Genomic DNA, 26,881 nt, shown 5'->3' with positions numbered 1-26,881 from the left:
CTTTGGTTACACTACAATGGAAAGGCTGTTTTTTGAGGGGTTTTGAACCGACCGGTATGCCAAGCGCCGATTTCTACGGAACCTACGCCCCGTCGCGGGCCGAGCTCGAAACGCTGGGCCAGGGCTTGTTGGGCGAGTCTCGGGGCGAGCAGGCATTTTTGGCGCCATCGTTTATGCCATTGCCGGAGCAGGCAGCCCAGTTTGAGCGCTTCTTGCAGGCGGCGCGTTCACTCGACTGCGAAGACGACCGCGATTTGCGCGGCTGCGTCGCCAAACTGCTGGATTCCGACGAAGGTTGCCTCGCCGCCGCGTATCTGGCGACGAGCCGCGCACAGTCGATGAATCACTACGCCTTATGCAAGCGTCTGGCCCACACCCTGATTTTCAATCGCCCTGCGGCCCATTATTTGAACGACGCGACGGACTTTTTGACGGATATTCTGGCGCAACATCACAATACGACCCGGTTTTTTGAACGTCATTTCGGCTTTTCCGCCGATGAGACCGGTATTTTTGAAAGCTTTGTCGCACACTCGCTCCAGGCGATTTACGCGATGGGGTATCCCGACGCCGCGCATCACTCGTCTCAGGTCGCGCGTCTGTGCGTCATTAAGGCCTCCAAAAATCTGGCGACGCGGCCCCAATTGCTGCAATCGGCGCTGGTCGGCTGGATTCACGATCCCAAGCTGGAAATCACGTTGTCGATCGACAATCTGTCGACGCACCCCGTGGTGGCCAGCGCCATTGCGGCCGTGATTCTGGAAGGCCCGGCCATGCGCGCGTCGCTCGACGCGTATCTGCGCGATCAGGACATGACCGGCGACGATTTTATCATCGGCGCGCTGGGCGCGTTGTCGGTCAACAACGATTCGCGCTTTGTGGCCGAGCGTTTTATTTTCGATCAGGTCGCGCTGCAACTCATGCAACAGTGCGGCGAGACCGACGGCGCGCAACTGAAAGACATGTTATGGGATCGCCATCAACAGCGGTTGGCCGCGCCGTCTGCAGGGGAGCCCCCGCAATCGTTTCCGTCCGAGCTGGAGGTTGCTATCGCTCGCACGACGATGGATAGCGGCTTGGTTGGGGTACTGAAAACCGCATGGCGCGAGATTTGTCGTGAGACGCCCGGAGCAGACTCCCTCGAAAACCTCCAGGCAGACGCGCTCTATTACCGCGTGATTTCCGGCGAGCATGCCGATGCGGCGCTGGTCCAGACGCTCAGCGAAACGCTCTTGCAGCGGCAGGCCCGCCGCCATGACGCGTTGATTTTCTGGCCTGTCAATGGCCTTCGCCTGTTCAGTCATCATGAAGAAGTCGCCCCGAGCGGTCGCGTGGCCGCCTTGGCGCTGGTCAACTCCGATCCCTTGCTGTTAAGCCCTCATAAAGTGTTGGAAGTTCGCCCCCAGCAAGAAATCCTGATGGCGCGCCTGAAATCCTTCATCGGTTCGCTGGATAGCAATATCAACGATTTACCGAAAGACTGGCGCGAAAGCGCGCTGGCCTGGCAACGCGCTGTGTTTATCTGGATTCTGAAAACCGCTCAGGACCTGACCGGCGTCGATCAGCTCACGCGCTTTCACCAGAGCCATCGCTATACTCCGGCGCAAAGCGACGTGGATGAGCTGCGCCGCCTAATTCTCGAAACCCTGACCTGGCAGGATCTCGCCTTCCTGACGATGGAAGAAGACAAGGACCGCTTGCAGTTTCAGAAGCTGATTGACGCGATGCGCCGTCGTTATCTCGAAATGTGTCGTCACTATCGCGAATCGGCGATGGACCCCACGGTGAACGAAGCCAAGCTTCGCTAATCGCTGCTTCGATGCCCCGTATCGGGTTTTAATTGCGCGACGTGGCTTGAATTTTTCGCGCTAAGGCCACATCGTCAGCCAGGCGGCTGATAATTTCTGTGGCAATGCGGGCCGGGGGTTTTTCGACAGACCAGAAGCGATCCAGCGCATACAGGCGATAACTGCCGACGCGGGTTTGCCAGAGGGTTGGGCCATGAACGTTATTAAGCCGTAAATTGGCTTGAATGTGACGACACGACAGTCCTTCGCAGGCCAGCGTCAGCACGCCTTGCGCAGGCGAGGCGCTCGGCAGCGATGTTTCCTGATGAAGCGCGGTGCGTAAGTTGAGCAGGATTTCTGGCGGGACTTCCTGCTGCTGTAAGCCGAAATTCTCGTGAAACTGGGCGACTTCAAACGTCTCTACCGCTGCCAGCGCCGGATTTACCAAATGCGCTTCCTGCGCGTTGGCTTGAATGCTCAGGGCCAGCGTCATGAGAGCCGCCGCGCCCACAGCGCCGATCAGGGCTTTCAAGAACAGAGTTGCAAACCGTTTGCGTATTGCCGTCATGACGATCCTCCCGCCGGATGCGCGCGGGGGCATTTGGAAGCCTCGCCGCCTTTCCGTATTATGGGGTCGTCGCCCGCAATTGCGAACCCTCCAGATGCACGAACCCCACGCGCGAATCTCTGCCCCTCCTGCGACGGCCGCCTCTCTACCTGACGACGTTACGCCGTCTGGCGCTTGTGCGTCTGGCGCGCTGATTGCGCGTAACCCGGCCACCGGTGACGAAATTCGTCGCGTCCCCCGGCCTTCCGCCTGCGATGTCCATGCCGCCATCGCGCGCGCGCGTCTGGCCAGCGTCTGCCTGGCCCAGGCGCCGCTGTCTGTACGCGCCCGGTTATTGCGTCGAATTGCGGATGCGCTTGAATCCAACGCCGAGCCGCTCGCCCGCCGCGTCGTCGCTGAAAGCGGTAAGACGCTCGCCCATGCGCTGGAAGCTGATCTGGCGGGCGCCATCGCCGTGTTGCGTCATACGGCGCGCATCGGTCCGCACGCACTGTCGGAGCGACAGGAGTGGAGCCCCGCCGGCGCCCTGCTGGGCCGCCTGCATCGGTCTGAGAGCCGCCCGCTGGGGGTCGTCGCCCTCATTACCCCATGGAATTACCCGATGGGCATTGTCGTCAGCGGCCTTGCGCCTGCGTTGATGGCCGGAAACGCCGTGGTCTTCAAGCCCAGCGAGCTGGCGATTGATTGCGCCTATGCGCTGGCCGAAATAGTCGCCGACAGCCTGCGCGCCTGTAGTCTGCCGCAAGACGCGCTTACGCTGCTGCCCGGCGACGGCGCCGTCGGGGAGATTCTCACTGACGGGGCAATTGATCACTGTCTGTTCACCGGCAGCGCGGCGGTCGGACGCCGCGTTCGCGACAAGCTGACGGCGCGCGGAATTTCAACCTCTCTGGAGTTAGGCGGCAGTTGCCCACTGATTCTGCTGGAAAATCGCGGCGGCGATCGTCAGGCCGCACTGCAAACAGCCCTCAGTTACGCGCTGTTCGGGCGATTGGCTAATAATGGACAGGCCTGCGGGGCTGTCAAGCGCCTGTACGTCCCGCGCGCCGATGTCCCTGCGGTACTGGCGGCGCTGGAAACTGCCATGCGCGCCGTACGTCTTGGCCCGCCGCTCGATTCCGCGACGCATGTCGGACCGCTGATCAGCGACCGACAGCGTGCGACGCTTCATGCCCAGATCGAGGATGCCCGCGCCCGTGGCGCAAGGATTCTCTGCGGCGGCGTCATCCCTGAAGGGCCTGGGTGGTACTATCCACCTACGCTGCTCAGCGATGTTCCACCGGGCGCGCGCGTTCTGACCGAAGAGACATTCGGGCCCGCGTTGCCAGTCATCGCTTATGATGACGCCTCGCACGCCGTGGCGCTTGCCAACGACAGTCCGTATGCGCTGACCGCCAGCGTGTTCGGCGACCCGCAAGAGGCTGCCGCCCTGGCGCGTCAGCTCACGGCGCCGCTGGTTGCCATTAACGATCTGGCCCTGCTCAATTACTCTCTGCCGCAAATCCCGTGGCGCGGGCGTCAAGACAGCGGCTGGGGCGCAGGCGTTCATGGCGCGCCGATTCTCGACGCCCTGAGCGAGCGCCGCTATTACAGCCGCAATGTCACCATCCGCTGGCCCTTCTTACGCAAGCCGCCCTGGCACCTGCATCGTGGCGACTGTGCGCAGGATGCCGCATTTTCTGCGCGCGTGCTGGCCTTTACGGGCGGCTCCCCTTTTTGGCGATGGCTGCGCCCGTCGCTCGCGCGCGGCTTCTTTCAGCGACGCGCGTCTCGTCAGTGGTAACTTGTCGTTTTTAGGCCCCTGCCGCGTCGCCGCCGTTGGCAGCGGGTTTGAATCTGGGACGCGCTGAGCGAGCCGCTTGAACCAGACGACAGTCGCCCCCTGAAGCGTGGCGCGCGACAGGGGGCGACTGATCAACACTGCGATCGATTTATCTAATACGTCGTATACGGATTCGGGGCGCTTTGCCCGCCATAGGGCTGATACGGCGGATTATAGGGCTGGCCGTTGGGCTGCGCGTTATAGGGCTGCTGCGGCGCGCCGTAGTTGTAATACGGCTGCGAATCATACGATCCTGCTCCTGCGCCGCCGGGCGTCACGGTCAGCGGAGAATCCAGCGTGATGTTAATCGTTTGTCCGGCAGGCAAAATCGCGTCTTCGCCTTTCTTGGCGCCCGCGTACAGAGCGCCAAGGCCGCCGCCGACGGCCGTGCCATAAATGGCGCCGCGTCCGACCCGACCGCCCGAAAGCGGTCCCATGGCGGTTCCCAGCGCTGCGCCAAGACCCGCGCCGAGGCCGGTTCTCAGGGCTGCTTTTCCAGCGCGGGAAGCGGCCGTGCCGCCTTTAAGAATCCCGCTGCCGTCTTCGGTCTGAATGCGCGCTGACAACGGCACGCGCTGACCGCCGGGCGTAATGGCCGACGTAAAGCGGACGTCCAGCATCCCGTTGCGTCCGGCGCGTCCGGCAGCTTGCGCCGAAAACACCTGACCTTCCAACTGACTGCCTGCCGGCAGCACAATCGACCCGCCGGCTGCGATGTCGCCGCCCAGCGTGGCGGTAAAGCGGTCGCCGGGACGCGCAGTCTCGCTGGAGAGCGGCATTTGCAGCGAAGCGGTCATCGCCGTTCCCGCAGGGGCGGTTACGACGCGGCCTTGTAGGGGCTGAAGCTGCGCCAGTCTTAAGCCGCCGATACCTTCTGCACGGGCAGCGTCAAACGCTCCGAGCCCCAGCGTCATGCCGAGCGTGAGAACGGGAATCGCAAGAGCGAGCGCCCAAGGGCGCGCAAGCGGGCTGGTCTTGAAGTTCACGCGGGTCATCTCCTTTATTGATTGCGGAAATTTCAGAAATTGCAGAAAGTTATGGTGCGGGTGCACGATGCCGTTATCGATCCCAAAAATTCAGGGTCGATGGAAAACGCCTTATTAAGCCATCCGGCGACCGGCGCCGTCAAGCGAATCGCGCGACGCGTCAAGGCCGACAGACGATTGCCGGCGGGCAAAGTTCCGGGTTTTGCAGCCATGCGGCCATGTCGGCGGCAATTTGCGGGGATTCCGGCTCCATCAGCGCGTCGTGTTTTAACCCGCCATAGTCGTGCAGAATTTTAGGCGCGCGAATACGCTCGTACCCGCGTCGCATGGCGTTGGGATCGCAGACCTCATCGTCACCCGGGACGACAACCAGCGTCGGCAATGTCAGCTCGCTCAGCCGTTGAAACGCGGCGTCGGCGAAGGGTCGCGTTGCCAGCAGAAAATCCGTCGGCACGGTGGGCGGCGTAAACATCAGCTCTTTCGCATTCAGCAGCTCGGGATTGCGCGTGAGCTTTGCAATGGTATAGGGCATCGTCGTCTGGTGCGATTCGCCCCGCAGCAGGCGTCCTGCGAGCCGCTGTAACGCGTAATGCCAAGGGAATGTCGCCGCATGCGGCTTGAAAGCGGGCGATACGAGCATCATGCGGCTGAATTGCCCCGGATGCGCCAGAGCCCAATGCGTCGCAACAACCGCCCCGAGGCTGATAGCGCACAGAGTAACGGGCGCATGGGTTTGCAGACTTTTTTCTTGCCAGAATGCATCCAGATCGTCGAGATAGTGCACGGGTTGCGGCACGGTAACATGGCTATTAAGGCCGAATCCTCTTAGATCCGGTCCGTAGATTTCGCCGAAGAGGGGCCGTAATGCGCCGAGAAACGCAAGCGCGCCCTTCACCGATCCGCCTAACCCCGGAACATACAGCAACACGGACTCTGCCGGCCCCTCGCCGCGCAGACGCCCGTAACGCAAGGCCGCGCCGTCATATCCGCGAAAGCTTTCAATCATCAGCATATCGGCATTTTATCGTGAAGGGTTCAAGTTTTGAGCGTTTCATTCGATAAAGCCCCTACTCCCTGCCCCTACCCGCTTTATTCAAAGGAGCGATGATGAGCCTGAATCCGAACCGATCGCCTCTGCCTGACCTTGCGCCGGTGGGACCGGTAAGCGCAGACGCGCCGCCGTCTGCATCCCCTCACGCTGAAGACCGGGCGCATTTGGCGCGCGGGGCCAGTTGGTTTTACTGGCTGGCGGGCTTATCGCTGGTCAATACGATTCTAAGCGCCAGCGGCGCAAGCGTCGTCATGATTTTCGGGCTGGGCGCGTCGATCTTGATGAATGGCGTGGCCGCCGCTTTTGGTCCTGTCGGCGTGATGCTCAGCTACTCGCTGGAATTTTTGATGCTGGTCTTTTACTGCGTCATGGGCGCGCTGGCGCATCGCGGCCACGGGTGGGCGTTTGCGCTGGGGATGCTCGCCTATGTCGGAGATGCCGTCATTACGCTCTTCTTGCAGGACTGGCTGATACTGGCTGTCCACGGTTATGTGCTATTCCATCTTTGGCGAGGCTTTCGCGCCTGTCGCGCGATGCAAAAGGGCTGATTCGGCGACCGGGCGTCGCGGCGCCTGGGTATATGCGCGCATATGTTAAAAATGACTACTTCCGTATGTGGCGCAAGCCTTTGGGCTTGCCAAATTCTGAGACTGCCCCTATAATCGCCTTGTTCAGGTTGTCGATGGAGGATTCTCTTGTGAATAAAGAAGAATTGGTTCAAGAAGTCGCCAAAAAAACCAAATACCCGCAAAAGCAGGTTGCTGATGTGATTTCTGCGGCCCTGGACGCCATTGAGAAATCCGTCTCTAAGGGTAAGAAAGTTACGTTGGTTGGTTTTGGAACCTTCGAGCGCCGTAAGCGCTCCTCCCGCACGGGGCGTAACCCGCAGACGGGCGCGAGCATCCAGATTCCTGCTAAAAATATTCCTGCGTTCTCGGCGGGTAAAAAATTCAAGGAGCTGGTCTCCAGCAACTAAGCCGCTTCAAGCGCGCTTACAGACGTCATTACGGGGTCGGAAACGACCCCGTTTTGCGTGGGCGTCTTCCCGTTGGATTTTTCGAAGCGCTCCCTCCAGGCGGCTCCCTGCGACTGAACCCGGGGCCCGGGCTGCCCTCCTCCATCTGGCGTGTCGCAGGCGTTTGCTATTGTCGCCGGATCCCCCTTCGGTTACCATAGGCAAAGGAAGCGTCATGGTCCTGATGCGCCCATCCGGGCCGCGCGACGCGATCCGGCGCATGATGCGCTGTTTCACCGAACCCGACCCTGTTATCACCTATCGTCAAATCAAGAAGAGAGCGCGAGGCCGCCATGTTTGAACGGTTTACCGAAAAAGCCATTAAAGTCATTATGCTGGCGCAGGAAGAAGCCCGGCGGCTGGGCCACAACTTCGTGGGCACCGAGCAGATTCTGCTGGGCCTGATTGGCGAAGGCACCGGCATCGCGGCTAAAACCCTTAAAGGCATGGGCGTTAACCTCAAGGAAGCCCGCGCCGAAGTCGAAAAAATTATCGGACGCGGCAGCGGCTTCGTTGCGGTCGAAATCCCGTTTACCCCGCGCGCCAAACGGGTGCTGGAACTCTCGTGGGACGAGGCTCGCCAGTTGGGTCATAACTACATCGGCACCGAGCATCTGCTTCTGGGCCTGATTCGTGAAGGCGAAGGCGTCGCTGCGCGCGTTCTCGAAAATCTGGGCGTGGATCTCAGCAAGGTGCGCAGTAATGTCATCCGCATGCTGGGCGAGACCCGCGGCAGCGCGTCTGGTTCGTCCGCGCCGGGGCGCAGCAAGACGCCTACGCTGGATGAGTTTTCGCAAAACCTGACCCTCGCCGCGCAAGAAATGCGCCTCGACCCGGTGGTCGGTCGCGAGAAGGAAATCGACCGCGTTATCCAGATTCTGGGCCGCCGCACCAAAAACAACCCGGTGCTGATCGGAGAACCCGGCGTCGGTAAGACGGCAATCGCCGAAGGTCTGGCGCAACGCATCGTCAACGGCGATATTCCCGATATTCTGGTGGACCGTAAAATCGTCCAGCTCGACATCGGCCTGCTGGTCGCCGGCACCAAATATCGCGGCGAATTTGAAGAGCGTCTCAAAAAGGTCATGGATGAAATTCGCCAGGCTGGCAATATTATTCTGGTGATTGACGAACTGCACACCCTGATTGGCGCTGGGGCCGCAGAAGGCGCGATTGACGCCGCCAATATCCTCAAGCCGGCGCTCTCGCGCGGCGAAATTCAGTGTATCGGCGCGACCACCATCAGCGAATACCGTAAGCACATCGAGAAAGACGCCGCCCTCGAACGCCGTTTTCAGCCGGTCATGGTCGAAGAGCCTTCGGTGGAAGAAACCATCGAAATCCTGCGCGGCTTGCGCGAAAAATACGAGCAGCACCACAAACTGGTGATTTCCGATGGCGCGCTCGAAGCGGCTGCAAAATTGTCGTCTCGCTATATTTCGGATCGGTTTTTGCCGGATAAGGCCGTGGATTTGATCGACGAGGCCAGCTCGCGCGTGCGGCTCAACGCCAGCGCGCTCCCGCCGGAAGGCAAGGCGCTGGAAAAAGACCTCAAGGGCATCGTCCGCGAAAAAGAAGAGTCCATCCGCAAGCAGGACTTCGAAAAAGCCAGCGATCTGCGCGATCAGGAGTCCGAATTACGCGATAAAATCCGCGAAATGGCCGACGAGTGGAAAAAACACGTCGAAGACCAGAAAATCGAAGTCACCGAAGAGCATATCGCCGCCATTATCAGCAGTTGGACGGGCATTCCGGTTGCCAAGCTCACCGAGAGCGAGTCCGAAAAACTCCTGAAGATGGAAGATACGCTGCATGAGCGGGTTATCGGCCAGCACGACGCCGTGACCTCGATCTGTAAGGCGATTCGTCGCGCGCGAGTGGGGCTGAAGAATCCCAATCGTCCCATTGGCTCATTTATCTTCAGCGGCCCGACCGGCGTCGGCAAGACCGAGCTGGCCAAAACCCTGGCAGAATATCTCTTTGGCTCAGAAGACAACGTCATCCGCGTGGATATGTCCGAATTCATGGAGCGTCACACGGTCAGCAAGCTGATTGGCTCGCCTCCCGGCTACGTGGGCTTTCAGGAAGGCGGCCAGTTGACCGAGCAGGTGCGCCGCAAGCCGTATTCCGTCGTGCTGTTCGATGAAATCGAAAAAGCTCACCCCGACGTCTTTAACGTCCTGCTGCAAATTCTCGACGACGGGCGTCTGACCGACTCCAAAGGCCGCTCAGTCGACTTCAAAAACACCATCGTGATTATGACCAGCAACGTTGGCGCGCGCGGCATCGAGAACCCCAATCCGCTGGGCTTCTCGCCGGCCACCAGTGACGCCGAGGCCCGCTACGACAAGATGAAAGACATCGTGATGGAAGAAATGAAAAAGACCTTCCGTCCCGAGTTTCTCAATCGACTTGATGACACCATCATCTTCCACCAGCTTACGCGCGAAGAAATTCGCCGCATTGTGGATATCATGCTGGCCGACGTCACCAAGCGCATGTCGCAGCAAGGCATGACGCTGATTCTCACCGATGAGGTGAAAGACGCCCTCTCCAAGGAAGGCTACAGCCCCTCATACGGCGCTCGTCCACTGCGTCGGGTGATTCAGCGCCGCATTGAAGACGAGCTGACCGATCAATTGCTCATGGGCCACTTCAAGGAAGGCGACACCGTGCGCGCGACGCTTGAAGACAAGAAAATCGTCTTTGAGAAATCCGCCTCGGCAGAGCCGCCCGCCACCGACGAAACGGCTGAGAAGCCCGAAAAATCCGAGAAGTCGGATCCCCCTGCGACCGCCGCCGCTGGCGCGCCTGAGGGGAAATAAGCGCCCCTGGTTCAGGATTCGCCGCCCGTGGGTATGAACGTTCCTCCTGTCCATCGCCGATTCCCCGGCGCCGCCCCGTCGTCGGGCGCGGGATATGCGCCTGTCGCGCCGTTTTCTCCAGACGCCAGCGGATGGCTGGAAGCGCTCGCCCCGCCGCGCGCCTTGCTGTTGATTGCCCTGCTGCTGCTGATCGCGCCGGTCATCCTGTTGTCGGCCGAAAGCCTGTTCGTCCCCCTGATGGAAGCCTTCAAGTCGGCGTCGATGCCCGAGTCTGACGCCGTTCGTACGGTCTTACCGTTTCACTTCTACCTCAAGCTGATCGTCTTTTGCGTCCTGGCATTTTTTGGCTTTTTTCAGCTCGCCCTGCGCATTCGTCAATCGTATTATCAGGCATGGTCGCGGCGTTTTCCGCGCCCGGATGTCCTGCATGTCGATTATCAGCCCGATGCGCAGCAATCGATGCTCACGACCCTTGCGTGGACCCTCTATCGGCTGGTCGCCGTGCTTGGCCCGCCCTTGGCGATGATTCTGCTGACCATGGCTGTCGCCGGGGTTGAGATGGTCCTCTTTAACCAGTTTGCCGATTCTACCCCGCTCAGCCTGCCGACGATGATGATCGCCTTTCTGTTTGTCATGATGTTGCTGTCTGTCCTGACCGCCTACGCAATCGGCCGCGCCGTGTGGCTGGCGATTACCACTCTGTTTGGCGACGTGATCGCCATGACGGAGCCCGATTTGTCGGCGCGCGCCATTTTCGACCGCTGTCGCCGTCTGGCCTTCCAGTCGCCGCAAGTGTACCTGTTGTATCCTGCTTATGCGCTATTTGTAGGCTTATTCGTGTCGCAAATCGCGCTGTTGCTCTATGCGTATAATATGCAGGATATTCTTACCCTCAAAATGAATCTGCCACTGGTCTTTGCTATGGAAGCAACGCTCTTTGCCTCTTATATCGCGTTGTGTTATCTCAAATTCCACACCTACCACGATGCATTGGCGCGTTATTACCGCGAACTGCCGCCCTCTTTCCGTGACAAGTTTACGCCGCCGCCCAGCGTGCGCCGGGACGCGCTTTAGGCCGGATCCGCCCTGTGGATATTAAGAAATATAAAGCGATTCCAGCGCCCCTGAAAGCCGCTCTCTGAGAGGGTTCTGAAAAATCGTAAATATTGATCTCTATGGTTTTTTAAATGCATGATTCATGATCAGCCATGAATCGTAAATGCGATACAGCCGCGCCAAATCGCGGCCCGTCTAGACGTTGACTCAGACCCAGCCTGTTGGCCTTCCGTGCGCAACCCCGCGTGCGAGGGATTCGGCTGCGCGGGGTCTCGCTTTCCGATCATGCGCGATGACGCAAGCGCCCGGCGCTGCTCTCTCTGTGGCTTTTACGCGCAGCCATCTTCCTGATTGTTTCGGGGGACCCGTGGCATGGCAACCCACGCGCCCCCGGCCTTCAGGAGGCCCGCTCTCCAGAACATCAACGAGCGTCAGACTCCTCTGACCGACACGCTCTTCAAACCACCCTCTCGAACGCGCGATTGCGCGAGACGCTTTTCTTGCCGCCGCCGCCCGGACACCGGGGAGGGGGGCGCTTCTCGCGCGCTCAAAAAAGAACGGCCCCTTTCGGAGCCGCGGTAGGTAGGTTAGGTAGTAGGTAGGTTGGTAGGTATGGGTATGGAGGTTAATGCTAATCAGGCTTTATCGTCGCTGCCGAAGATGGCTTTGCCGAGATCCCAGACGAGTTGGCCTGCCATCAGAATGCCGACTCCTGTTGCAATAGCGCCCAATACGCCTACAACGACTCCGCTGCCGGCTGCTGCGCCCACTGCTGTTGCGGCGACTGCCAGAGCGCGTCCGATAATCCGGCCGCCCGGGACTTTGCCCAGCGAGCGCGCAACGACCTTGCCCCCGGCTTTAATGGCATTCCAGGCTTTGCCAGCCTTCGACTGAACCCGTTGCCACAGCCCTTTCGATTCAGACGCCGCTTCGGCCGCCTTGCCTGCTGCGCCCGCAGGGGGGCTGGCATGTACGTTTGAAGCGTTTGCGCCTCCCGCCGGAGTCGCTGCCGTCGTTTGAGCCGCTGCGAACCGGGCTTCCAGTTCCGGTCTTAGATCGTTTAGATACATAGGCCCGCCTAGAGAGCCTCTTGCATGGTACGTCGCCAATTCTTGCGGCGTTAAATGTTGTAGCAGATTTTTAGTGGCAGTCGCCGCGCCTTCTGCCGCCTTGCCTGCGGTTTGAGTGGCCTTGATCGCCGTTTCCAGCTCTGCGCGATTCATGTGGAGAAAGGCGCGTTGAGCATCGGGCCCGAGCTGGCGGTATGCATTTTGTTGTTCTGGCGTTAAATACTTAACTAAATCCTCGGTTTTCATTGTCCTAATAAGACTTGAGGCTTCATGTTGCGCCGCGCTTTGGATGGACGCTGCTGAAGGAGCTGATGGCGCCGTCGTAGAAACCGTTGGCGTCGCTGGCGCTGCTGTGGAAACGGATGGCGCGGGAGCGCCGGTCGTAGGAGTCGCTACGCTTTCAACAGGAATCCGAGACGCGCCGCGCCCGGCGGTGGTATGCTCTGCGGCTACTCGCTCCATACGCTCAGCACGGCTTTGGGCTGCATTCGCCAGAGCCGTTTCGCCTTTTTGGGCATAAGAAGCGGATAATGTCCGCTGGGCCGCCGCTTCTTCCAACATCCCTTGATTGGCGGCGGAATGGAAGTATTGACCTGCGCGGTTGTAGAAATTACTCGCAGAGTTGTAAGCGTTTCCTGCGCCCTGTTTCCACGCGATTGCCGCAGCTTGCGTCCCTTGGCTGCGCACTTTCCAGGCGTCGTGAGCGCCGGCGAAAGCGGGCTTAAGTCCTGTGAAGGTTGCTAAGCCCACCACAGGTTCTATGATGGAGCCGTTAGATCCGCCACTGCCGGATCTCTGGCCTCCCCGAGGCGTGTAACTGTCTCCAGTGGCGGCGGGCAGGCGGCCGCTTTGATTTTGAAGATCCTGCCACCCATTCAGACCCATGGGCCGCAGAAACTGATCTTCAAACTGTCGAACATCACCGGCAAAGGCCTGTTGCATCCCGAGCGCCTGGGCCATAATGGGATCGATTCCCATTTGCGGCATCCCTACGGCGTACTGATTTCCCATCTGATGAATCCCCCTCACAGCGAAGCTGGATCGCGGACACCGCCGCGATGCGCTCATAGCCACTCTCTCGATGCATCGCTCGCCCGGAAGCGCAACGCCTGCATCTTGATATTATCTGCCCGAGGCGCCAGACCCACTGACTTGGCGCTAATTCCCCTCACCTGCATAAAAACCCCGGGCGCCATTTTTGTGCGCATTTTATGAAAACTTTCGGAAGATTCCCGCAATCGCGGCGATGGCGCTGCTTTTGGCGAGAGGTCCATTGTCCTAAAGATCCGCCGCGATCGGTCGATGGACACTCATTGGCGTATGACGCGCCTGATCCCTGATTGCGAGGATGCCTCATGACGACGGTCGCCCTTCCCCGTCCCTGTTCGAGATGGCTGGGCGTTGCGTTTGTGGCATGGCTTGCCTTATCAGCGCCGACCTACGCGCAGGTCGAGGCTTCAGAAGATGTCAGCGCCTTCCGTAGCGGGGTGATGGCCTATCGTCAGGGCGACTATGCCCGTGCGCTGCCGTTTCTTCGCCAGGCCCAGTCTGCCGACGCGGGCAGCGTGAATATCCGCTACTATCTGGCCATCGTGCTGGACAAACTCGATCGCGGCGCAGAAGCATTGGCGCACTACGACTACGTGACGCGCTACGGCAACGAGGATCGCGTGGTGGCGTACGCCCGTCAGCGGGCTCAAGCGCTGGGCATCAGTCAGCGTCAGACTCCAGGCGCGGGCGAGCCGGTGCTGGCCGCGCAACAGGCGGTGATGACGTCTTCGCGCCAGTCTGTCCTGGTCCCCCTGCAGCCTCACCAGAACGCCCTGATGGTCGAGGCGCGGCTCAACGACCTCGTCAGCGCCAATTTCATCGTGGATACAGGGGCGACCTATACGTCGATTTCCCAGCAACTGGCCGATGCCTTGGGCGACAGCGTCAAGCCCCTCGGGACGGTTCGGATCACCACGGCTAACGGGCGAATCGAGGCCCGCAAGGTGTTGATCGAGCGTATCAGCGTCAATGGCGTGGAAGCCCATAACGTTGAAGCCACGGTGATTGACGTTCGCCCTGGTTCGAGTTTCAGCGGGCTTCTGGGCCTGAGTTTTATCCGGCAGTTTCGCCTGACCATTGATCCCCAAGAAGGCCTCTTGGTGTTTCAGCCTCATTAATAGAGAACTGATAAGAGTTCTTTATTAAGATAGCTTTTCTGCCTCCTGCGCATGAATCCGCCATTGAAGCCCTCGCCGGTTTCGTTTAGGCTGGCCTTGGCATGTATCATGTAGCAGAGGAGCGTGGATGATGATTCGACTCGCAATTTTAGGCGCCGGCGGTCTGGGCAAGGGCATGGCCCGTCTCGTCCCCTTTCGGCCTGATTTTCAACTGGTGGCCATGGCCGATAGCCGCGGCTACTGCTATGATCCAGAGGGTCTTCCCGTTGAGGCCATTCAACCGCTGGCGACAGTCGCGCAAGCCCCTTGCGCTGTGGCGGTCGGAAGCGATCGCGCAATTCTGGATCTCTTACAGGCGCACGGAGAGTCTATCGACGCTATCTTTATGGCGCTTCCGAATCTGCCCGTCTCGTTTTTCGCCGAGACGCTGCAAGCCATTCTCGATCACACGCCCTTTCGTGGCGTGATGGTCGACGCCCTTAAGCGAACTCAGGCTGTTGAGCGCCTGATGCCGCTGGGCCCAAGCCTGCGCGAGCGCGGGGTGCTGTATATCACCGGCGCAGGCGCGACGCCGGGCTTTCTGACCACGGTGGCCGCGGTGGCCGCCCATTCCTTCGCCGAAGTGCTGTCGGTAGATGTGCGCTTTGGGGTCGGTATCGCCTGTTGGGACGCTTATCGCGCCACAGTACGAGAAGACTTGATACATCTGGACGGCTTTAACGCCGAGCGCGTAGCCGCAATGAGCGATGCTGACGTTGAAGCGGAGCTGGACCGCCGCCAAGGGCTCATCGAGCTCAACGGCATGGAGCATGCCGACGACATCATCCTTGAGCTGGCGGGCGTTTGCCCACGCGATCGCGTGCGGGTGGGCGGCCTGGTGGACACCCGAAACGCCAAAAAGCCTGTCAGCACTACGGTGACTGTGACCGGGCGTACGGCTGGCGGCGCTGTCAGCAGCCATCAGTTCACGCTGGGCGACGAAACGACGATGGTCGATAACGTGTGCGGCCCGGCGCTGGGCTTCTTGCTGCGTGGGGTGTCGCTCTATCAGCAGCAGGGACTTGCCGGATTGATGACTTCCGCCGACCTGATGCCGCGGTTCTCCTCCGGCGCGCGCGTTTCGACGAGCGCCGCATCTGGCGAGGCGCTTGTCGGGGCTGTTTCCTAGGTCGCTTGCGTGGCGTCCGCTCTCTTTATTACCGGAACTGGCACGGATGTCGGTAAGACGCTTGTTACCGCCCTTCTGGCTGCTTTTGCGCAGTCGCAGGGGCGCTCCGTTTGCGTTTATAAGCCGTTTCAAACTGGCGCGGCGTCGGATGCAGATACGGATCCCGCCACGATCAACCGCTGGCTCGCACAGCCGGTCGAAACCCGTATCGGCTATCGGTTTGCGCCGCCTGTTGCGCCGTTTGTCGCCGACGATCGCCACGAAATCCGTCTTGAGACGGTGTTAGAGCGGGTGGCTGCGTTACGCGCCCGCTTCGATCTCACGCTGGTGGAAGGGGCGGGCGGCGTGCGGGTCCCGCTGGCGCCGTCTCTGGAACTGATTGATGTAATGGCCGCGCTGGATCTGCCCACGCTGGTCGTCGCGCGCCCCGATCTGGGTACGATTAACCATACGCTACTAACGCTCGAAGCTCTTCAGACGCGAAAAATCCCGGTGCGCGGCGTCGTGGTGTCGCGCTTTGAGGCGGACTCGCCGGATCAGGCCATCGCTGCGCTGCCCCGCGTGTGGGATGCCTTTCTGCCGGTTCCTGTCCTGGCGTGGATTCCGTCTTTGGACCTGACGCCGGGGGCGCTGACGGGCGAGCATCCCGCCGTTCGTGCGATGGCGGCCTGTTTCTAAGCGGGCGACTCGTCGGATACCTTGGCGCGCGTGGCCTGAATCGGTAATCGCCTTCGAACGGCTTCTGCCACGGCCGCCTGAAGCGTCTCAATGGACTCGCGGGCGTCCAATGTCACAAACCGCTGGGGTTCCTGAGCTGCCAGCGTCCGAAAGCCTTGGGCGACGCGCTCATAGAAGGCCAATTGTTCAGATTCCAGCCGATCCGCAGCGCCTCGGTTGGCGACGCGCTGGCGAAGGGCTTCTGGCGGTCCGTCAAACAGAAACGTCAGGTCCGGCGCGCGTCCGTGAGTGGCTAGCGCGTTGAGCTGGGTAATCTCGCTGATATCAAGCCCGCGCCCAAAGCCCTGATAAGCGAGCGTCGAGTCGTGGTAACGATCGCATAGGATAATACGCCCGGCTTGCAGCGCCGGGGCGACGCATTCGTCCATGTGCTGGGCGCGATCGGCGATGTACAGAAGCAATTCAGCCGTCGGCGACACGTATCCCGGATGGTGCAGTAAAATCCGCCGAATCTCAGTCCCAAGCGCCGTCCCGCCGGGATTTCGGGTCAGCAGGACGTCGTGCCCTTCGGCGCGCAGCCACGCGTCGCAGTGCGCTAATTGGGTCGATTTGCCGCAGCCGTCGACGCCTTCAAAGGTAATAAACAGGCCGGATGTCATCGCAATACTTTCTGGTGGCGGGCTTTCTGGGCTGATATTTTCCCCCCAAAGAAGCCGCTTCGCCAAATCGGGCTTGTGATCGGGATCAGAGTGGTCTTTATTATGGTATTGCTGCTAATGTATTTCTATTTTGTTTGAAACGACAATCCTGATTCCCAATTTCTGAGAGGAAATTTAAATAGAGATTTTTGACTGTACTTCTGGAAGTATGCAAATTCTAAGTCGGCCTAAATTGTTTGCCAGCAGATTGGGTTTCGGAACGGTTAATAGAAATATTCTTGAAATTCATAATTTGTTTAAAGTGAAATTCGAAGATTCTATTGCGATAATAGAATATAGAGAACTGAGAGTTCTAAAAAATTTTTAATAAATCCTGTAAATGAGAAGCGTTTTTCCGGGCGAAAAAGGATATTAAAGCCTCGCGCTCTAGGCGAATGGCTCCAATTAAGCTTTTAGGGAGGGGGGTATCGACTTTGTGAAGAATACTGCGCTTTATGGAAAATCCTTAAACCAAAGCCTTAAAAGGGAAAAATTAAGAAGAATCGCCTTGCTAAATTGAACGCCCGCGCTCGATAAGCGAGAGCGGTCAATCGACGGGCCTTTATTAATAAAACGGGAGCAGGATCGCTGCTGGGGGAGAAATTAGCTCGCGGGCAGGATTTTAAGCCGGCGGCGGGGCTCGTCGCCCACGCTTACGCTGCGTAGGCCTTTGTTTTCGATGATCTCATGCTGCAAGCGCCGCACGAATGAGCGCTGAGGCGACAGCTCGATCGCATCGCCGCTGGAGAGCACCTGCTCGGCGGTTTCGAGCGCTTCTCGAAGGGCGGCGTCCGTCTCGTTTTCGGCGGCGGGATCGGTCAGCTTTTCGGCGAAGGACCCGGCTTCGGCATTCATGGCTTCGCGTAACGCCCGCTGGATATGCGGCATTGTGTTGGCTTTGGCGATATAAATAGGCGCCTCGTAGTCGGCTGCCAGTTGCGCGATTTTGGATCCCGGACGCGCGCTGCCGCGCAGGGCGATAATGGCGTCGGCATCGTGAATATTATTGGTGGTTGAGACGTTGGTGAGGCTCAAGCGCTCGATAATGCGGTCGACATAGGCGCGGCTAATGCCGTACAGAAAGACGCGGAAGGCCTTGTCAGCGGGCGGGCGGGCGAGAATCCCGCCGGTTCGCGTGAGGGCGGCTGCCAGCGCCTCGGTTTGCTCTGCCTCATTGACCAAATCGGGCAGCGAGCGCACGTCGGTTTGCAGGATGCGGGCGTCGCCGGTTTCGCTGTCCACGCGGCGCACCTGCGGAAAGAGCGTCCAGCCGCGCAAGAGGTGGTCGACCGCCTCGCAGACGTCAGGATAGACGGCGACCGTCAACTGATCGCGGATCTCGACGCAGACGTCAAATGTAGGCTGCTTTTCGCGCTCCAGCACTGTTTTCTGCGAGGAGCGACGGCGGGCTTCGTCATCGCCCAGCGTCACGGCCTGCACGCCGCCAACGAGATCCGACAGGACGGGATTCTTAATCAGGTTGTCCAGCGTACCGCCGTGGGCGGTCGCAATCAGCGTGACGCCGCGCTCGGCAATGGTACGCGCGGCCATCGCCTCTTCTTCGGTACCGATTTCATCGACGATAATCACTTCGGGCGTGTGGTTTTCGACCGCTTCGATCATGACTTCCTGCTGGCGCTCGGGGCTGCTGACCTGCATGCGGCGCGCGCGGCCCACCGAGGGGTGCGGAATGTCGCCGTCGCCGGCAATTTCGTTGGAGGTATCGACAATCACCACGCGCTTACCGCCGTCATCGGCCAGCAGCTTGGCGATTTCGCGCAGTTTGGTGGTTTTTCCCACGCCGGGCGGTCCTAACAGCAGCACGCTCTTGCCTGATTCAATAAGATCCTTGATACAGTCAATCGTCCCAGTGACGGCTTTTCCCACGCGACAAGTCAGGCCCACAATATGCCCTTGCCGGTTGCGAATAGCGCTGATGCGATGCAGTGTTCGCGGCAATCCGGCCCGGTTGTCGCCGGTAAACGCGCCGACGCGCTGGGTGACATGCTCGAGTTCTTCTTGCGACACGGGGGTATGGCCCAGCGTCTCGTAGCGATTGCCGCGATAGCGGGCCTCAGGGGGGCGGCCGAGATCCATCACGACTTCCATCAGTGTGGGGCGATCGGCGCGTGGCAGGCAGGCGTTCATGCGAGCCGGCAAAATATCAATCAGCAGTTGGAGTTCGTCGTCTGCGCTCAAAGCTTGGGCTTTTCCTGTGGGTTTTTCGCGGCTCTCGTCCCCTGATAGCCCCCTGGGTCTTAAAGAGACTCTTCTATTATAGCCGATGCGGACGAACGCCGAAATCCTGCCATCAGCCGACGGGCTCGCGCCACGGCGGCGCTTGGGTCATCGCTGGCGAGCGCATCCCACACGGCCCGTCGGGCGACGGTGCCCATACCCGCGCCCGAAATGAAGGCGTACGGAGATTGGCGTAGATAGTCCGCTGTCGCCGCGTTCACGCCCCCGGAAACCGTGATGAACGGAAACCGTGCGCCGTGGACTTGCCAGAATGCGCGTGCGGCTTGCAGCGACGGCAGTGCGGCCTGCGGGTCATCGGAGCCTGACATCGGCTCGCCGTCAATCTGCAGAATCAACGGAAAGTCCGGTTGCAGGCGTTGCGCAAAGGCTTGTACAAGGCCTAGAAATTCCAGCGCCTGCCTTTCCTCCAGACGTTGAGGCCGAAAGCACAGCGATAGCGCTTTTCCAAAAAGCGCGCGTCCGTAAAGCGCTTCAAATTCGGGCCACATATAGGGATCCGCATGCTGGGTATGAATCTCCACTGCCTGCACCAGCGGATGCGCCAGTAAGTCGCTGACGGCCTGTGGATCGGGGTGAATCGGGTTGAGCTTGAGGGCGTCTGTTGGGCAGACCGCGGGGCAGCGTCCGCAACCATAGCAGAGCGGTTGAGCGATTAGCAGCGCGTGCGCTGTCATTTCAATGGCGTCCGTCGGACAAACCGGCGCGCAAAGCCCGCACAGAATGCATTGCGGCTCGTTGAGCTCGATTTTTCTAAAATGCGGGTCGGGGTCCAGTGGCAGGGAGATCATCACCATCGGACGCGCCTGCGAGGCGGGCAGCGCTGAAAGCCCATTTTCTACGGCGTTTAATACGGCAGCGTCCGGCGCAATGTCGATGCAATCAGCCCCGGCGGCGGCATAGATGGCGCTAAGGCAGTCAGCCTTTTGCGTATCAGTAAAACTGCCGCCGAGAATCAGCTTGAAGAAGCGTTTTTCTTCAAGGGCGCGTAAAGCGGCTTGTTGCCAGGGGGAAAGTGGCGGTGGCGACGTCATCGCGGGACGATTCCAGCGGAGGGCGGCGGTTCAGTGTAGCGTGAAATCCGCCTGCGGGCCAACGCCTTTCGTCGGGGGCGCGCTTGCCCGCTTGTGTCCGGCGCGCGGATCGGGTATAAAATTGCCCACGCCGATGTAGCTCAGCTGGTAGAGCAACGGTTTCGTAAACCGTAGGTCACCGGTTCAAATCCGGTCATCGGCTAAATTCTTTAGAAAGTATAGTGAGGCAATTTACTTTACATGTGTCAACTCCAAAATGATTGGAGTACACATGATGCAAGTTCACGTTTCAACGCTCAAAGAAGCCTCAAAACTCTTTAATATCAGCCGGACGGAACTCTACAACCGGATCAACTCTGGGAAGCTTTTGGTAGAGACGTTTTACCGGGACAGTAAACGGGCATATAAGATATACCAAACCACTCCAGAGCTTGCGTTGGTTCCAGACCAGCCAAGGCCAAAAACTCCCCAAAAGGGCGCTCCTGGTATAGAAGGGGGTGATGTTGCCGTGCCCAAACAACAAGCGTTTCCTCGGCGGGGGATGCATGCCCAATACATCCCGGAATGGCTCAAATGGTATGAAGATGGGGTAGATGTAAATGCTTGGGCAGCGTCTCATCGAAAAGACCAGCTCCATTACATCAACAAGTACTTTGATCGGTTTGATGTCATTTTAGCCACGCATCTTCGGGTCTGGCTGGCGGAGGTGGATAAGAACCGGGTCACGCTTCGGCGTCACATGCATGGGGCTGTATCGTCCTTTGCCCGGTTTCTGTGTGAATCCAAAGAGTTGCTTAACGACTCAGAACGTGAGGAAATCCGACGGCTCTACCCCAAGGTTCCCAGAGGCTTCAAGCACCAGCAAAAGATTCTCCAACGGGAAGATATCCCCATCATCCTCAAGGCGTGCGATAAGGCATCAGGGGACGACGCCTACAAGCAGTTGCTTTTCCGAACCCTCATCATTCTGCTGTCCACCACCGCTCTTCGGCTGTCGGAAGTTTGCAGCCTCCAGTTTTCCAGTCTTCGCTTCCATGAGGATGTGACCAAGGCCGCCTTAACGGTGATCGGTAAGGGCAGTAAGGAACGAATGGTTCCTTTTCCCAAGATGGCCCAACAGGCCATTCTGGACTATCTCAAGGTTCGTCCAAAGCCAGAACAGCAAAACGAGCTGGCCCCGAATGCGCTGTTTTGGGTTCATAGCCAACGGTATGGCTACACCACCCTCAAAAATACGCCCTGGTCACTTACATTCGTGAGATCAGCGAGGCGAGTGGGATTGCTTTTCTGCCCACTCGTTCCGGCATTACCGGATTACCCAGTGGATGAACGACGCGCATATCAACCCAGTCCATGCCCAACTTTGGGCGGGCCACACGGATTTGAAGACCACTCAGGGCTATACCCATATTCGGGATGTGGATGCCTTGGCTTCGGCTTATCGGGCTGGGTGTGAGGACATGGAACTTCCGGTATCAGCCGGTCGTGAAAACACGCCCCCTTCAAGTACGAGCCTCATGGACCTCTTGGTGAAAGAGCTTCCCAACCTGTCTCCCCAGCAAAAGGCGCAACTCCTGGCCAAGATGGTGGGGGCGTAGCGCTTGTATGGATTGGTTTAAAAAAAGAAATATATCGGCACTATGAGTACCTTTGCACAGGTAAAAATAAACTACGTTATCCGGCGAGATTCTTGGCATCCTCTTGATTTGGTTTTAAAAAATCCATATACTGGTACTATGAGTACCGATAGACAATCAAAAATAAACCAATTCCTCGACGAACATAAGCCGGGCACAGTTTGCTTGGCTTCTTGGTTGGAGGCGCAAGGAATCTCATATGAGCTTCAGAAGCGTTACCGTCAAAGCGGTTGGCTTGAAAGTGTGGGGAAAGGCGCTTTTAAAAGGCCTAAAGAGGAAATCCAATGGCAAGGCGGGCTATATGCCCTGCAAAAGCAAGTGGATTTACCCATACATGCAGGCGCATTAACGGCGTTAGCCATGCAAGGATTGGCGCATTACTTCCGTGTTGCGAGGGAAAGGGTGTTTTTTGTTTTCTCCCTATAAGACCCATTTGCCAGTCTGGTATAAAAACTACACATGGGGAAATCCTATCAAGCATGTTCAAACGTCTTTCCTTCCACGCAAATTGGGGCTCACGGAAGGGAGTTGAAGACTTTTAGTATCACCATTTCCACACCGGAGCGTGCCATATTGGAATGCTTATATTTAGCGCCATCCCAGGTCGATGTGGTGGAATGTTATCAGGTGATGGAAGGGTTGGTAAATCTACGCCCGAAGCTGCTTCAGGAGTTACTGGAGCAATGTGCGTCGGTCAAAGTGAAAAGGGTCTTCCTGTATATGGCGCAAAAAAGTAGGGCATCAGTGGTTAAGCCGACTTGACCGGGACAAAATCGACCTTGGCAAGGGAAACGAAGCCTTGTTAAAGGCGGTGTCCTGGATGCGGAATTTCAAATTACACTGCCCAGGAATTGGTGAATTATGATTTCTGAAGCATATCGGGCACAAGCGGATCTCTTGCTTCAAATACTGCCCTTTGTTGCTCAGGAAGATTGCTTTGCACTCAAAGGCGGTACAGCCATTAATTTCTTTGTCAGGGACTTGGCAAGGTACTCGGTGGATGTTGATTTAAACTATCTGCCATTTGATGACAGAAGTACGGCTTTGCAAAACATCTCTGATGCTTTAGGGCGGATTAAAGCCCGCATAGAAAGAGCACTTCCCGGTATCCGGGTAAAGATTCTACCTCAAAGCGACGGTCAAGAAGCCAAGTTGTTATGCCAAAATCAGTTCGCCCAAGTCAAGATTGAGGTCAACACAACGATTCGAGGACACCTCTACCCACCTCGTCTGATGCAAGTCACAGAAAAGTGGAAACAGAATTGGGCAAGTTTGCTCAAATCCAGGTTGTTTCTGAAGCGGAATTGTTTGGCGGGAAAATTTGTGCGGCCCTGGATCGCCAACATCCACGAGATTTGTTTGATATCCATCTGTTGTTTGAGAACGAAGGCTTGTCGGATGAAATTCGCCAAGGATTTATTGCCCTGCTCGTCAGTAACCCCAGACCCATTAATGAACTGATCAGCCCCAATTTATTGGATCAGCGATCTGCTTTTGAGGGCCAATTTGCTGGAATGACAACAATTCCCTTTCGTTACGAGGACTACGAGGCGGCTCGTGAACGTCTGATTGCTGAAATTCACACCAAGCTCACGGATGAAGAACGAGAGTTTCTCATCAGCTTTAAAAAAGGAGAACCCCACTGGGATCTCATCCCTTTGCCAGTGCTTCAGGACATGCCAGCCGTTCAATGGAAGCTTCTCAACGTCGAAAAGCTGATCAAGCACGATCCCAAGAAGCACGCCCAACAGCTCAAGGCGTTGGAAGAGAAGCTGAGAAAGTAATCCCAATGGATATTATTGGGGCAAAAGGTATTCTATTACGCTTAACCTGCACTTGTGCGGAATGCGTCTGGTAAAATGCACAATATGAAAGCAAAAGATCTGGCACAAATACTGATGCAGTACCCAAACCTGGATGTTTTGGTGGACGGGTACGAAGACGGCTATGAAGAACTCAATACGGTTGTGATTGGTAAAATAGTGGAAAACTATCACACAGAAAGCTACTATGGCCCTCATGAATTACTTAAAACGGTTGAGAATGCAGGCCATAGGGGGGTGGTGGTAAAAGACGCCTTTATCCTTAAAAGGATGCAGCGGGATCAACTGAATGAACAAGCGTTTGAGAAGGTTTTATTTGAGGGATAAGCAAGCGAATCGCGTCATTTCCCCTTGAATCCCCTGTCAGTTTGTGACAATATCTGAAGAGCGGTAAGCAACTGCCAGAGTGGAGAGGGCGTTCTTTGGATAAACTGCTGACCTTGGATGAACTGGCCAAAGCTTTTCGGGTCTCCACCCGGACCATCTACCGTATGATGGAAGATGGAGAGCTGCCTTTTGCCATTAAGATCAAGGGCTCCTGGCGGTTTCGGGAAGCTGATGTCCGGGCTTGGCTGGAAAATCAGAAGGTAGGGGCTTGCTGATGGCGCTCAATGAAGCGGACACTTGCCGAAAATATGTGATTCCCAAGCTTCAGGGTGTGGGATGGATGATGAGCCTCATGTCATCAATGAGCAAAAGACTTTACAGATGGACGCATTCTGTTTTTTGGCAGTAAGGCAAGGCGCGGTAAACAAAAGCGGGCTGACTACCTCCTCAGATACACCCGAGACTTTCCGATAGCGGTTGTAGAAGCCAAGGCATCATACAAACACCCCTCCGAAGGTTTAGGTCAGGCCAAAGACTATGCGGAGATTCTTGGGCTGAAATTTTGCTTACAGCACCAACGGTCATGCTCGTGGAATTTGACTACCACGGGTCAACAGGCCGAACTGACGGACTTCCCTCCCCCAAAGCGCTTTGGGAGCGCTTAAGCCAAGCCGAAAACATTTCTGACGAACGATTGCTCACCCCCACTTTTCCAGATAAAGTCAAGCCGCTTCGGTACTACCAGGAAATTTCCATCAACAGGGCTGTTCAATCGATCTTGAGCGGCAATAAGCGATGCTTGTTGACCCTCTGTACGGGGGCAGGGAAAACGTCTGTTGCGTTTCAAGTGGCCTGGAAGCTTTGGTCTGCTGGTTGGAACAAGCGAGGCGATACTCGAAAACCTAAGATTCTTTCCTGGCGGATCGTAATGTTGGTCGATGACCTGATGGCCAAGGATTTCAGCGTCTTTGGCGATGCCCGATTCAAGATCGAAAACGGCCAGATTAGCAAAGGGCGGGATATTTCCTTTGCCATTTACCAAGCTATTGCCCAGGATAGCAATCGGCCAGGGCTTTACAAGGAATATCCCAAAGATTTTTTGATTTGGTGATTGTCGATGAATGCCATAGAGGCGTTCTCGGGATGACAGCAATTGGCGAGAAATTCTGGAATGGTTTGAGCCAGCCTATCAGCTTGGGATGACAGCCACTCCGCTCAAAGAGGACAACCGGGATACCTACACTTACTTTGGCTCTCCGCTTTACACCTATTCATTAGCCCAAGGAATTGCCGATGGCTTTCTGGCTCCTACCGGGTTCACCGAATCGTCACCGACGACTGTGACGCCACCGGATGGCGACCCGATAAGGACAACAAGATCGTTATGGGCGGGAAATTCCCGATGCCGAGTACGGCACCAAAGACTTTGAACGGGTCGTTGCTTTGCGGGCTAGGAACCGAAGCCATTGCAAAGCACCTGACCGATTTCCTGAAGCAAACAGACCGCTTTGCCAAAACCATTGTGTTTTGCGTAAACCAGGAGCATCCGCTGGATATGCGGGATGCTCTAGCCCGACTGAATAGCGATTTGTTGAGGGAATACCGGACTATGTTTGTCGGGTTACGGCTCATGAAGGCGATATTGGGGGCAGGCCACCGCGCCAAGTTTCAAGACGTTGAAGCACCAAAAGCCCGGTGATCCTCACCACCTCTCAATTGCTGACCACTGGGGTAGATGCCCCAACCTGTAAGAACATTGTCCTAATTCGAGTTGTGGGCTCGATGCCGGAGTTTAAGCAAATCATCGGGCGCGGAACACGGCTTCGCACCGATAAAGGCAAACTGGGATTCAACATTCTGGACTACACCGGAACCGCCACCCAAAAGTTTGCCGACCCGGAGTTCGACGGCGATCCTGTTACCTCAACCACCGGACAACCATTGATGAAGAGGGCGAGGTAATCATCCAAGACGTTCCTGAACCGTCGCCTCCTCCTGAAGATGAAACAGAAACTTGGGACGGATCTGGTGGTTCAAATAGTTTTGGCGGCGGCCTTGGCGATGACACCGGAAGAAGCCAAACCATCCAAGTTTTATGTGGATGGTGGCCAGGTAGAGATTATTCGTCATCTGGTCTATGAGCTGGATGCCCAAGGTAACCAGCTAACCTGCAAACAACAACCGATTACACGTCTGAAAACCTCCGTTCCATTTATCCTGATGCGATGGCATTCCGGGCACAATGGCTCAATAGTGAGAAGCGAGCCTTTCTGATTGACCAGTTGGAAGAGCGCGGGATTGATGTGGAGCATTTAGCGGAACACTCGGCAAACCGGAAGTTGATCGTTTGATTTGCTTTGCCACCTGGCTTATAACGCACCGTTGCGAACCCGACGGGAACGGGCCGAATGGCTCAAGAAAGAGCACAAGGACTTCTTTGACCAGTTTGGGCGGATGCGCTTTTGTATTCTGGATGCCTTGTTGGAAAAATATGCCGAGCATGGCACCCGCTCAGTTCAAATTGCCGGACGCCCTGGAAGTGCCGCCTTTGACCGAGTTTGGCAATGTGATTGGATTTCCAAACGCTTGCTGGCGGTGCGCCGAACCTCCGAAAAGCCATCGCGGATTTAAACGAAAGGCTTTACGCCAACCCACAAAGCTAGTTAGAAGTGATGTTGAAAGCTTGAAACCCCCACCTGATGCAAAATCCGCCAAGAAAACTGAAGTCCCCAAAACCACCGCCCAACGACTTGATTCCCATCATCAAGTCGGCCCGCAAATCATGCGGAAAGACAAAGGGCTGAGCGGCGACCTGGATCGTCTGCCGATGCTGACCTGGGTGCTGTTCTTAAATTTCTGGATGATATGGAGCTGGTGGAAGAAGAGCGGGCCACGCTGGCGGGTCAGGAGTG

At 57.4% G+C, this 26,881-nt stretch carries 18 protein-coding genes, 1 tRNA gene and 4 pseudogenes; 16 read left to right on the top strand and 7 right to left on the bottom strand.

The genetic code is table 11. The features are described from left to right. Nucleotides 1-32: 32 nt before the first annotated feature. Nucleotides 33-1,808, top strand: a complete 1,776-nt coding sequence (locus tag IPK79_01530) for a hypothetical protein (protein ID MBK8189113.1) — start codon at nt 33-35, stop codon at nt 1,806-1,808. A gap of 28 nt (nt 1,809-1,836) precedes the next feature. On the opposite strand, the gene IPK79_01525 is transcribed toward IPK79_01530, so the two are convergent. Then, nucleotides 1,837-2,355, bottom strand: coding sequence for a hypothetical protein (locus IPK79_01525; GenBank protein MBK8189112.1), 519 nt, complete (start codon nt 2,353-2,355; stop codon nt 1,837-1,839). Between IPK79_01525 and IPK79_01520 the strand changes: the two genes are divergently transcribed. Beyond that, nucleotides 2,354-4,138 carry an aldehyde dehydrogenase gene (locus tag IPK79_01520; protein MBK8189111.1) on the top strand — a complete coding sequence of 595 codons (1,785 nt, stop codon included), beginning with the start codon at nt 2,354-2,356 and terminating at the stop codon, nt 4,136-4,138. The two genes, IPK79_01525 and IPK79_01520, sit on opposite strands and share 2 nt — an antisense overlap. Before the next feature lie 152 nt (nt 4,139-4,290). Here the strand turns inward: IPK79_01520 and IPK79_01515 are convergent, their stop codons facing one another. Together IPK79_01515 and IPK79_01510 are read right to left on the bottom strand one after the other, a co-directional pair. After that, complete coding sequence (locus IPK79_01515; GenBank protein MBK8189110.1) at nt 4,291-5,163, bottom strand: TrbI/VirB10 family protein; 873 nt, start codon at nt 5,161-5,163, stop codon at nt 4,291-4,293. 160 nt (nt 5,164-5,323) lie between these two features. Next, nucleotides 5,324-6,175, bottom strand: coding sequence for an alpha/beta fold hydrolase (locus IPK79_01510; protein ID MBK8189109.1), 852 nt, complete (start codon nt 6,173-6,175; stop codon nt 5,324-5,326). Nucleotides 6,176-6,267: 92 nt separating this feature from the next. On the opposite strand from IPK79_01510, the gene IPK79_01505 reads away from it, so the two are divergent. From IPK79_01505 to IPK79_01490, 4 genes are all read left to right on the top strand, one after another. Continuing rightward, nucleotides 6,268-6,762 (top strand): hypothetical protein, encoded by a 495-nt coding sequence (locus IPK79_01505; protein ID MBK8189108.1) that lies wholly within the window; start codon nt 6,268-6,270, stop codon nt 6,760-6,762. Nucleotides 6,763-6,896: 134 nt separating this feature from the next. Beyond that, nucleotides 6,897-7,190, top strand: coding sequence for an HU family DNA-binding protein (locus IPK79_01500; GenBank protein MBK8189107.1), 294 nt, complete (start codon nt 6,897-6,899; stop codon nt 7,188-7,190). Between the two features lie 332 nt (nt 7,191-7,522). Beyond that, on the top strand, nt 7,523-10,054 hold the full coding sequence (locus IPK79_01495) for an ATP-dependent Clp protease ATP-binding subunit (protein ID MBK8189106.1): 2,532 nt from the start codon (nt 7,523-7,525) through the stop codon (nt 10,052-10,054). Between the two features lie 33 nt (nt 10,055-10,087). Then, nucleotides 10,088-11,128: a hypothetical protein gene (locus IPK79_01490; protein ID MBK8189105.1), complete on the top strand. Its 1,041-nt coding sequence runs from the start codon at nt 10,088-10,090 to the stop codon at nt 11,126-11,128. Between the two features lie 617 nt (nt 11,129-11,745). On the opposite strand, the gene IPK79_01485 is transcribed toward IPK79_01490, so the two are convergent. Next, entirely contained in the window at nt 11,746-13,191 is a 1,446-nt protein-coding gene (locus tag IPK79_01485; protein MBK8189104.1) for a hypothetical protein, read from the bottom strand. Nucleotides 13,192-13,535: 344 nt separating this feature from the next. Between IPK79_01485 and IPK79_01480 the strand changes: the two genes are divergently transcribed. The 3 genes and pseudogenes from IPK79_01480 to bioD all read left to right on the top strand — a co-directional run bounded on the left by IPK79_01480 (nt 13,536) and on the right by bioD (nt 16,194). Next, a complete protein-coding gene (locus tag IPK79_01480) occupies nt 13,536-14,348 on the top strand; it encodes a TIGR02281 family clan AA aspartic protease (GenBank protein ID MBK8189103.1) in 813 nt (270 codons plus the stop codon). 127 nt (nt 14,349-14,475) lie between these two features. Continuing rightward, a pseudogene (locus tag IPK79_01475) lies at nt 14,476-15,450 on the top strand (saccharopine dehydrogenase-like oxidoreductase). Nucleotides 15,451-15,525: 75 nt separating this feature from the next. Continuing rightward, on the top strand, nt 15,526-16,194 hold the full coding sequence (gene bioD / locus IPK79_01470; GenBank protein ID MBK8189102.1) for a dethiobiotin synthase: 669 nt from the start codon (nt 15,526-15,528) through the stop codon (nt 16,192-16,194). Here the strand turns inward: bioD and IPK79_01465 are convergent. The 3 genes from IPK79_01465 to IPK79_01455 form a co-directional block, all read right to left on the bottom strand. Then, nucleotides 16,191-16,853 (bottom strand): dTMP kinase, encoded by a 663-nt coding sequence (locus IPK79_01465; protein MBK8189101.1) that lies wholly within the window; start codon nt 16,851-16,853, stop codon nt 16,191-16,193. The two genes, bioD and IPK79_01465, sit on opposite strands and share 4 nt — an antisense overlap. A gap of 642 nt (nt 16,854-17,495) precedes the next feature. Next, a complete protein-coding gene (locus IPK79_01460; protein ID MBK8189100.1) occupies nt 17,496-19,040 on the bottom strand; it encodes an AAA family ATPase in 1,545 nt (514 codons plus the stop codon). A 110-nt stretch (nt 19,041-19,150) separates the two neighbouring features. Next, nucleotides 19,151-20,182 (bottom strand): 4Fe-4S dicluster domain-containing protein, encoded by a 1,032-nt coding sequence (locus IPK79_01455; GenBank protein MBK8189099.1) that lies wholly within the window; start codon nt 20,180-20,182, stop codon nt 19,151-19,153. A gap of 129 nt (nt 20,183-20,311) precedes the next feature. Here IPK79_01455 and IPK79_01450 point away from each other — a divergent pair. The 7 genes and pseudogenes from IPK79_01450 to IPK79_01420 all read left to right on the top strand — a co-directional run bounded on the left by IPK79_01450 (nt 20,312) and on the right by IPK79_01420 (nt 26,632). After that, a tRNA-Thr gene (locus tag IPK79_01450) sits at nt 20,312-20,384 on the top strand. Nucleotides 20,385-20,453: 69 nt separating this feature from the next. Next, complete coding sequence (locus IPK79_01445) at nt 20,454-21,638, top strand: tyrosine-type recombinase/integrase (GenBank protein MBK8189098.1); 1,185 nt, start codon at nt 20,454-20,456, stop codon at nt 21,636-21,638. Nucleotides 21,639-21,918: 280 nt separating this feature from the next. Next, nucleotides 21,919-22,677 (top strand): annotated as a pseudogene (locus tag IPK79_01440) (type IV toxin-antitoxin system AbiEi family antitoxin). Between the two features lie 3 nt (nt 22,678-22,680). Beyond that, nucleotides 22,681-23,603 (top strand): annotated as a pseudogene (locus tag IPK79_01435) (nucleotidyl transferase AbiEii/AbiGii toxin family protein). An 84-nt stretch (nt 23,604-23,687) separates the two neighbouring features. Continuing rightward, nucleotides 23,688-23,969, top strand: coding sequence for a hypothetical protein (locus tag IPK79_01430; GenBank protein MBK8189097.1), 282 nt, complete (start codon nt 23,688-23,690; stop codon nt 23,967-23,969). A gap of 95 nt (nt 23,970-24,064) precedes the next feature. Next, complete coding sequence (locus tag IPK79_01425) at nt 24,065-24,244, top strand: helix-turn-helix domain-containing protein (GenBank protein MBK8189096.1); 180 nt, start codon at nt 24,065-24,067, stop codon at nt 24,242-24,244. Beyond that, nucleotides 24,244-26,632 (top strand): annotated as a pseudogene (locus IPK79_01420) (DEAD/DEAH box helicase family protein). The gene IPK79_01425 and the pseudogene IPK79_01420 overlap by 1 nt, the downstream one beginning before the upstream one ends. Nucleotides 26,633-26,881: the final 249 nt, after the last annotated feature.

This window comes from Vampirovibrionales bacterium, from assembly GCA_016712355.1.
Taxonomy (GTDB): domain Bacteria; phylum Cyanobacteriota; class Vampirovibrionia; order Vampirovibrionales; family Vampirovibrionaceae; genus JADJRF01.
Note: the sequence above shows the minus strand (reverse complement) of the source record. Positions and strands in the feature narration are given on the sequence as shown.

Bases quoted from the DNA above. Each gene is read 5' to 3' on its own strand.
- IPK79_01520 (MBK8189111.1), top strand. From the start codon at position 2,354: ATGACGATCCTCCCGCCGGATGCGCGCGGGGGCATTTGGAAGCCTCGC.
- IPK79_01525 (MBK8189112.1), bottom strand. From the start codon at position 2,355: ATGACGGCAATACGCAAACGGTTTGCAACTCTGTTCTTGAAAGCCCTG.
- IPK79_01510 (MBK8189109.1), bottom strand. From the start codon at position 6,175: ATGCTGATGATTGAAAGCTTTCGCGGATATGACGGCGCGGCCTTGCGT.
- IPK79_01505 (MBK8189108.1), top strand. From the start codon at position 6,268: ATGATGAGCCTGAATCCGAACCGATCGCCTCTGCCTGACCTTGCGCCG.
- IPK79_01500 (MBK8189107.1), top strand. From the start codon at position 6,897: ATGGAGGATTCTCTTGTGAATAAAGAAGAATTGGTTCAAGAAGTCGCC.
- IPK79_01495 (MBK8189106.1), top strand. From the start codon at position 7,523: ATGTTTGAACGGTTTACCGAAAAAGCCATTAAAGTCATTATGCTGGCG.
- IPK79_01490 (MBK8189105.1), top strand. From the start codon at position 10,088: ATGAACGTTCCTCCTGTCCATCGCCGATTCCCCGGCGCCGCCCCGTCG.
- IPK79_01485 (MBK8189104.1), bottom strand. From the start codon at position 13,191: ATGGGAAATCAGTACGCCGTAGGGATGCCGCAAATGGGAATCGATCCC.
- IPK79_01480 (MBK8189103.1), top strand. From the start codon at position 13,536: ATGACGACGGTCGCCCTTCCCCGTCCCTGTTCGAGATGGCTGGGCGTT.
- IPK79_01465 (MBK8189101.1), bottom strand. From the start codon at position 16,853: ATGACATCCGGCCTGTTTATTACCTTTGAAGGCGTCGACGGCTGCGGC.
- IPK79_01460 (MBK8189100.1), bottom strand. From the start codon at position 19,040: ATGAACGCCTGCCTGCCACGCGCCGATCGCCCCACACTGATGGAAGTC.
- IPK79_01455 (MBK8189099.1), bottom strand. From the start codon at position 20,182: ATGACGTCGCCACCGCCACTTTCCCCCTGGCAACAAGCCGCTTTACGC.
- IPK79_01445 (MBK8189098.1), top strand. From the start codon at position 20,454: ATGATGCAAGTTCACGTTTCAACGCTCAAAGAAGCCTCAAAACTCTTT.
- IPK79_01430 (MBK8189097.1), top strand. From the start codon at position 23,688: ATGAAAGCAAAAGATCTGGCACAAATACTGATGCAGTACCCAAACCTG.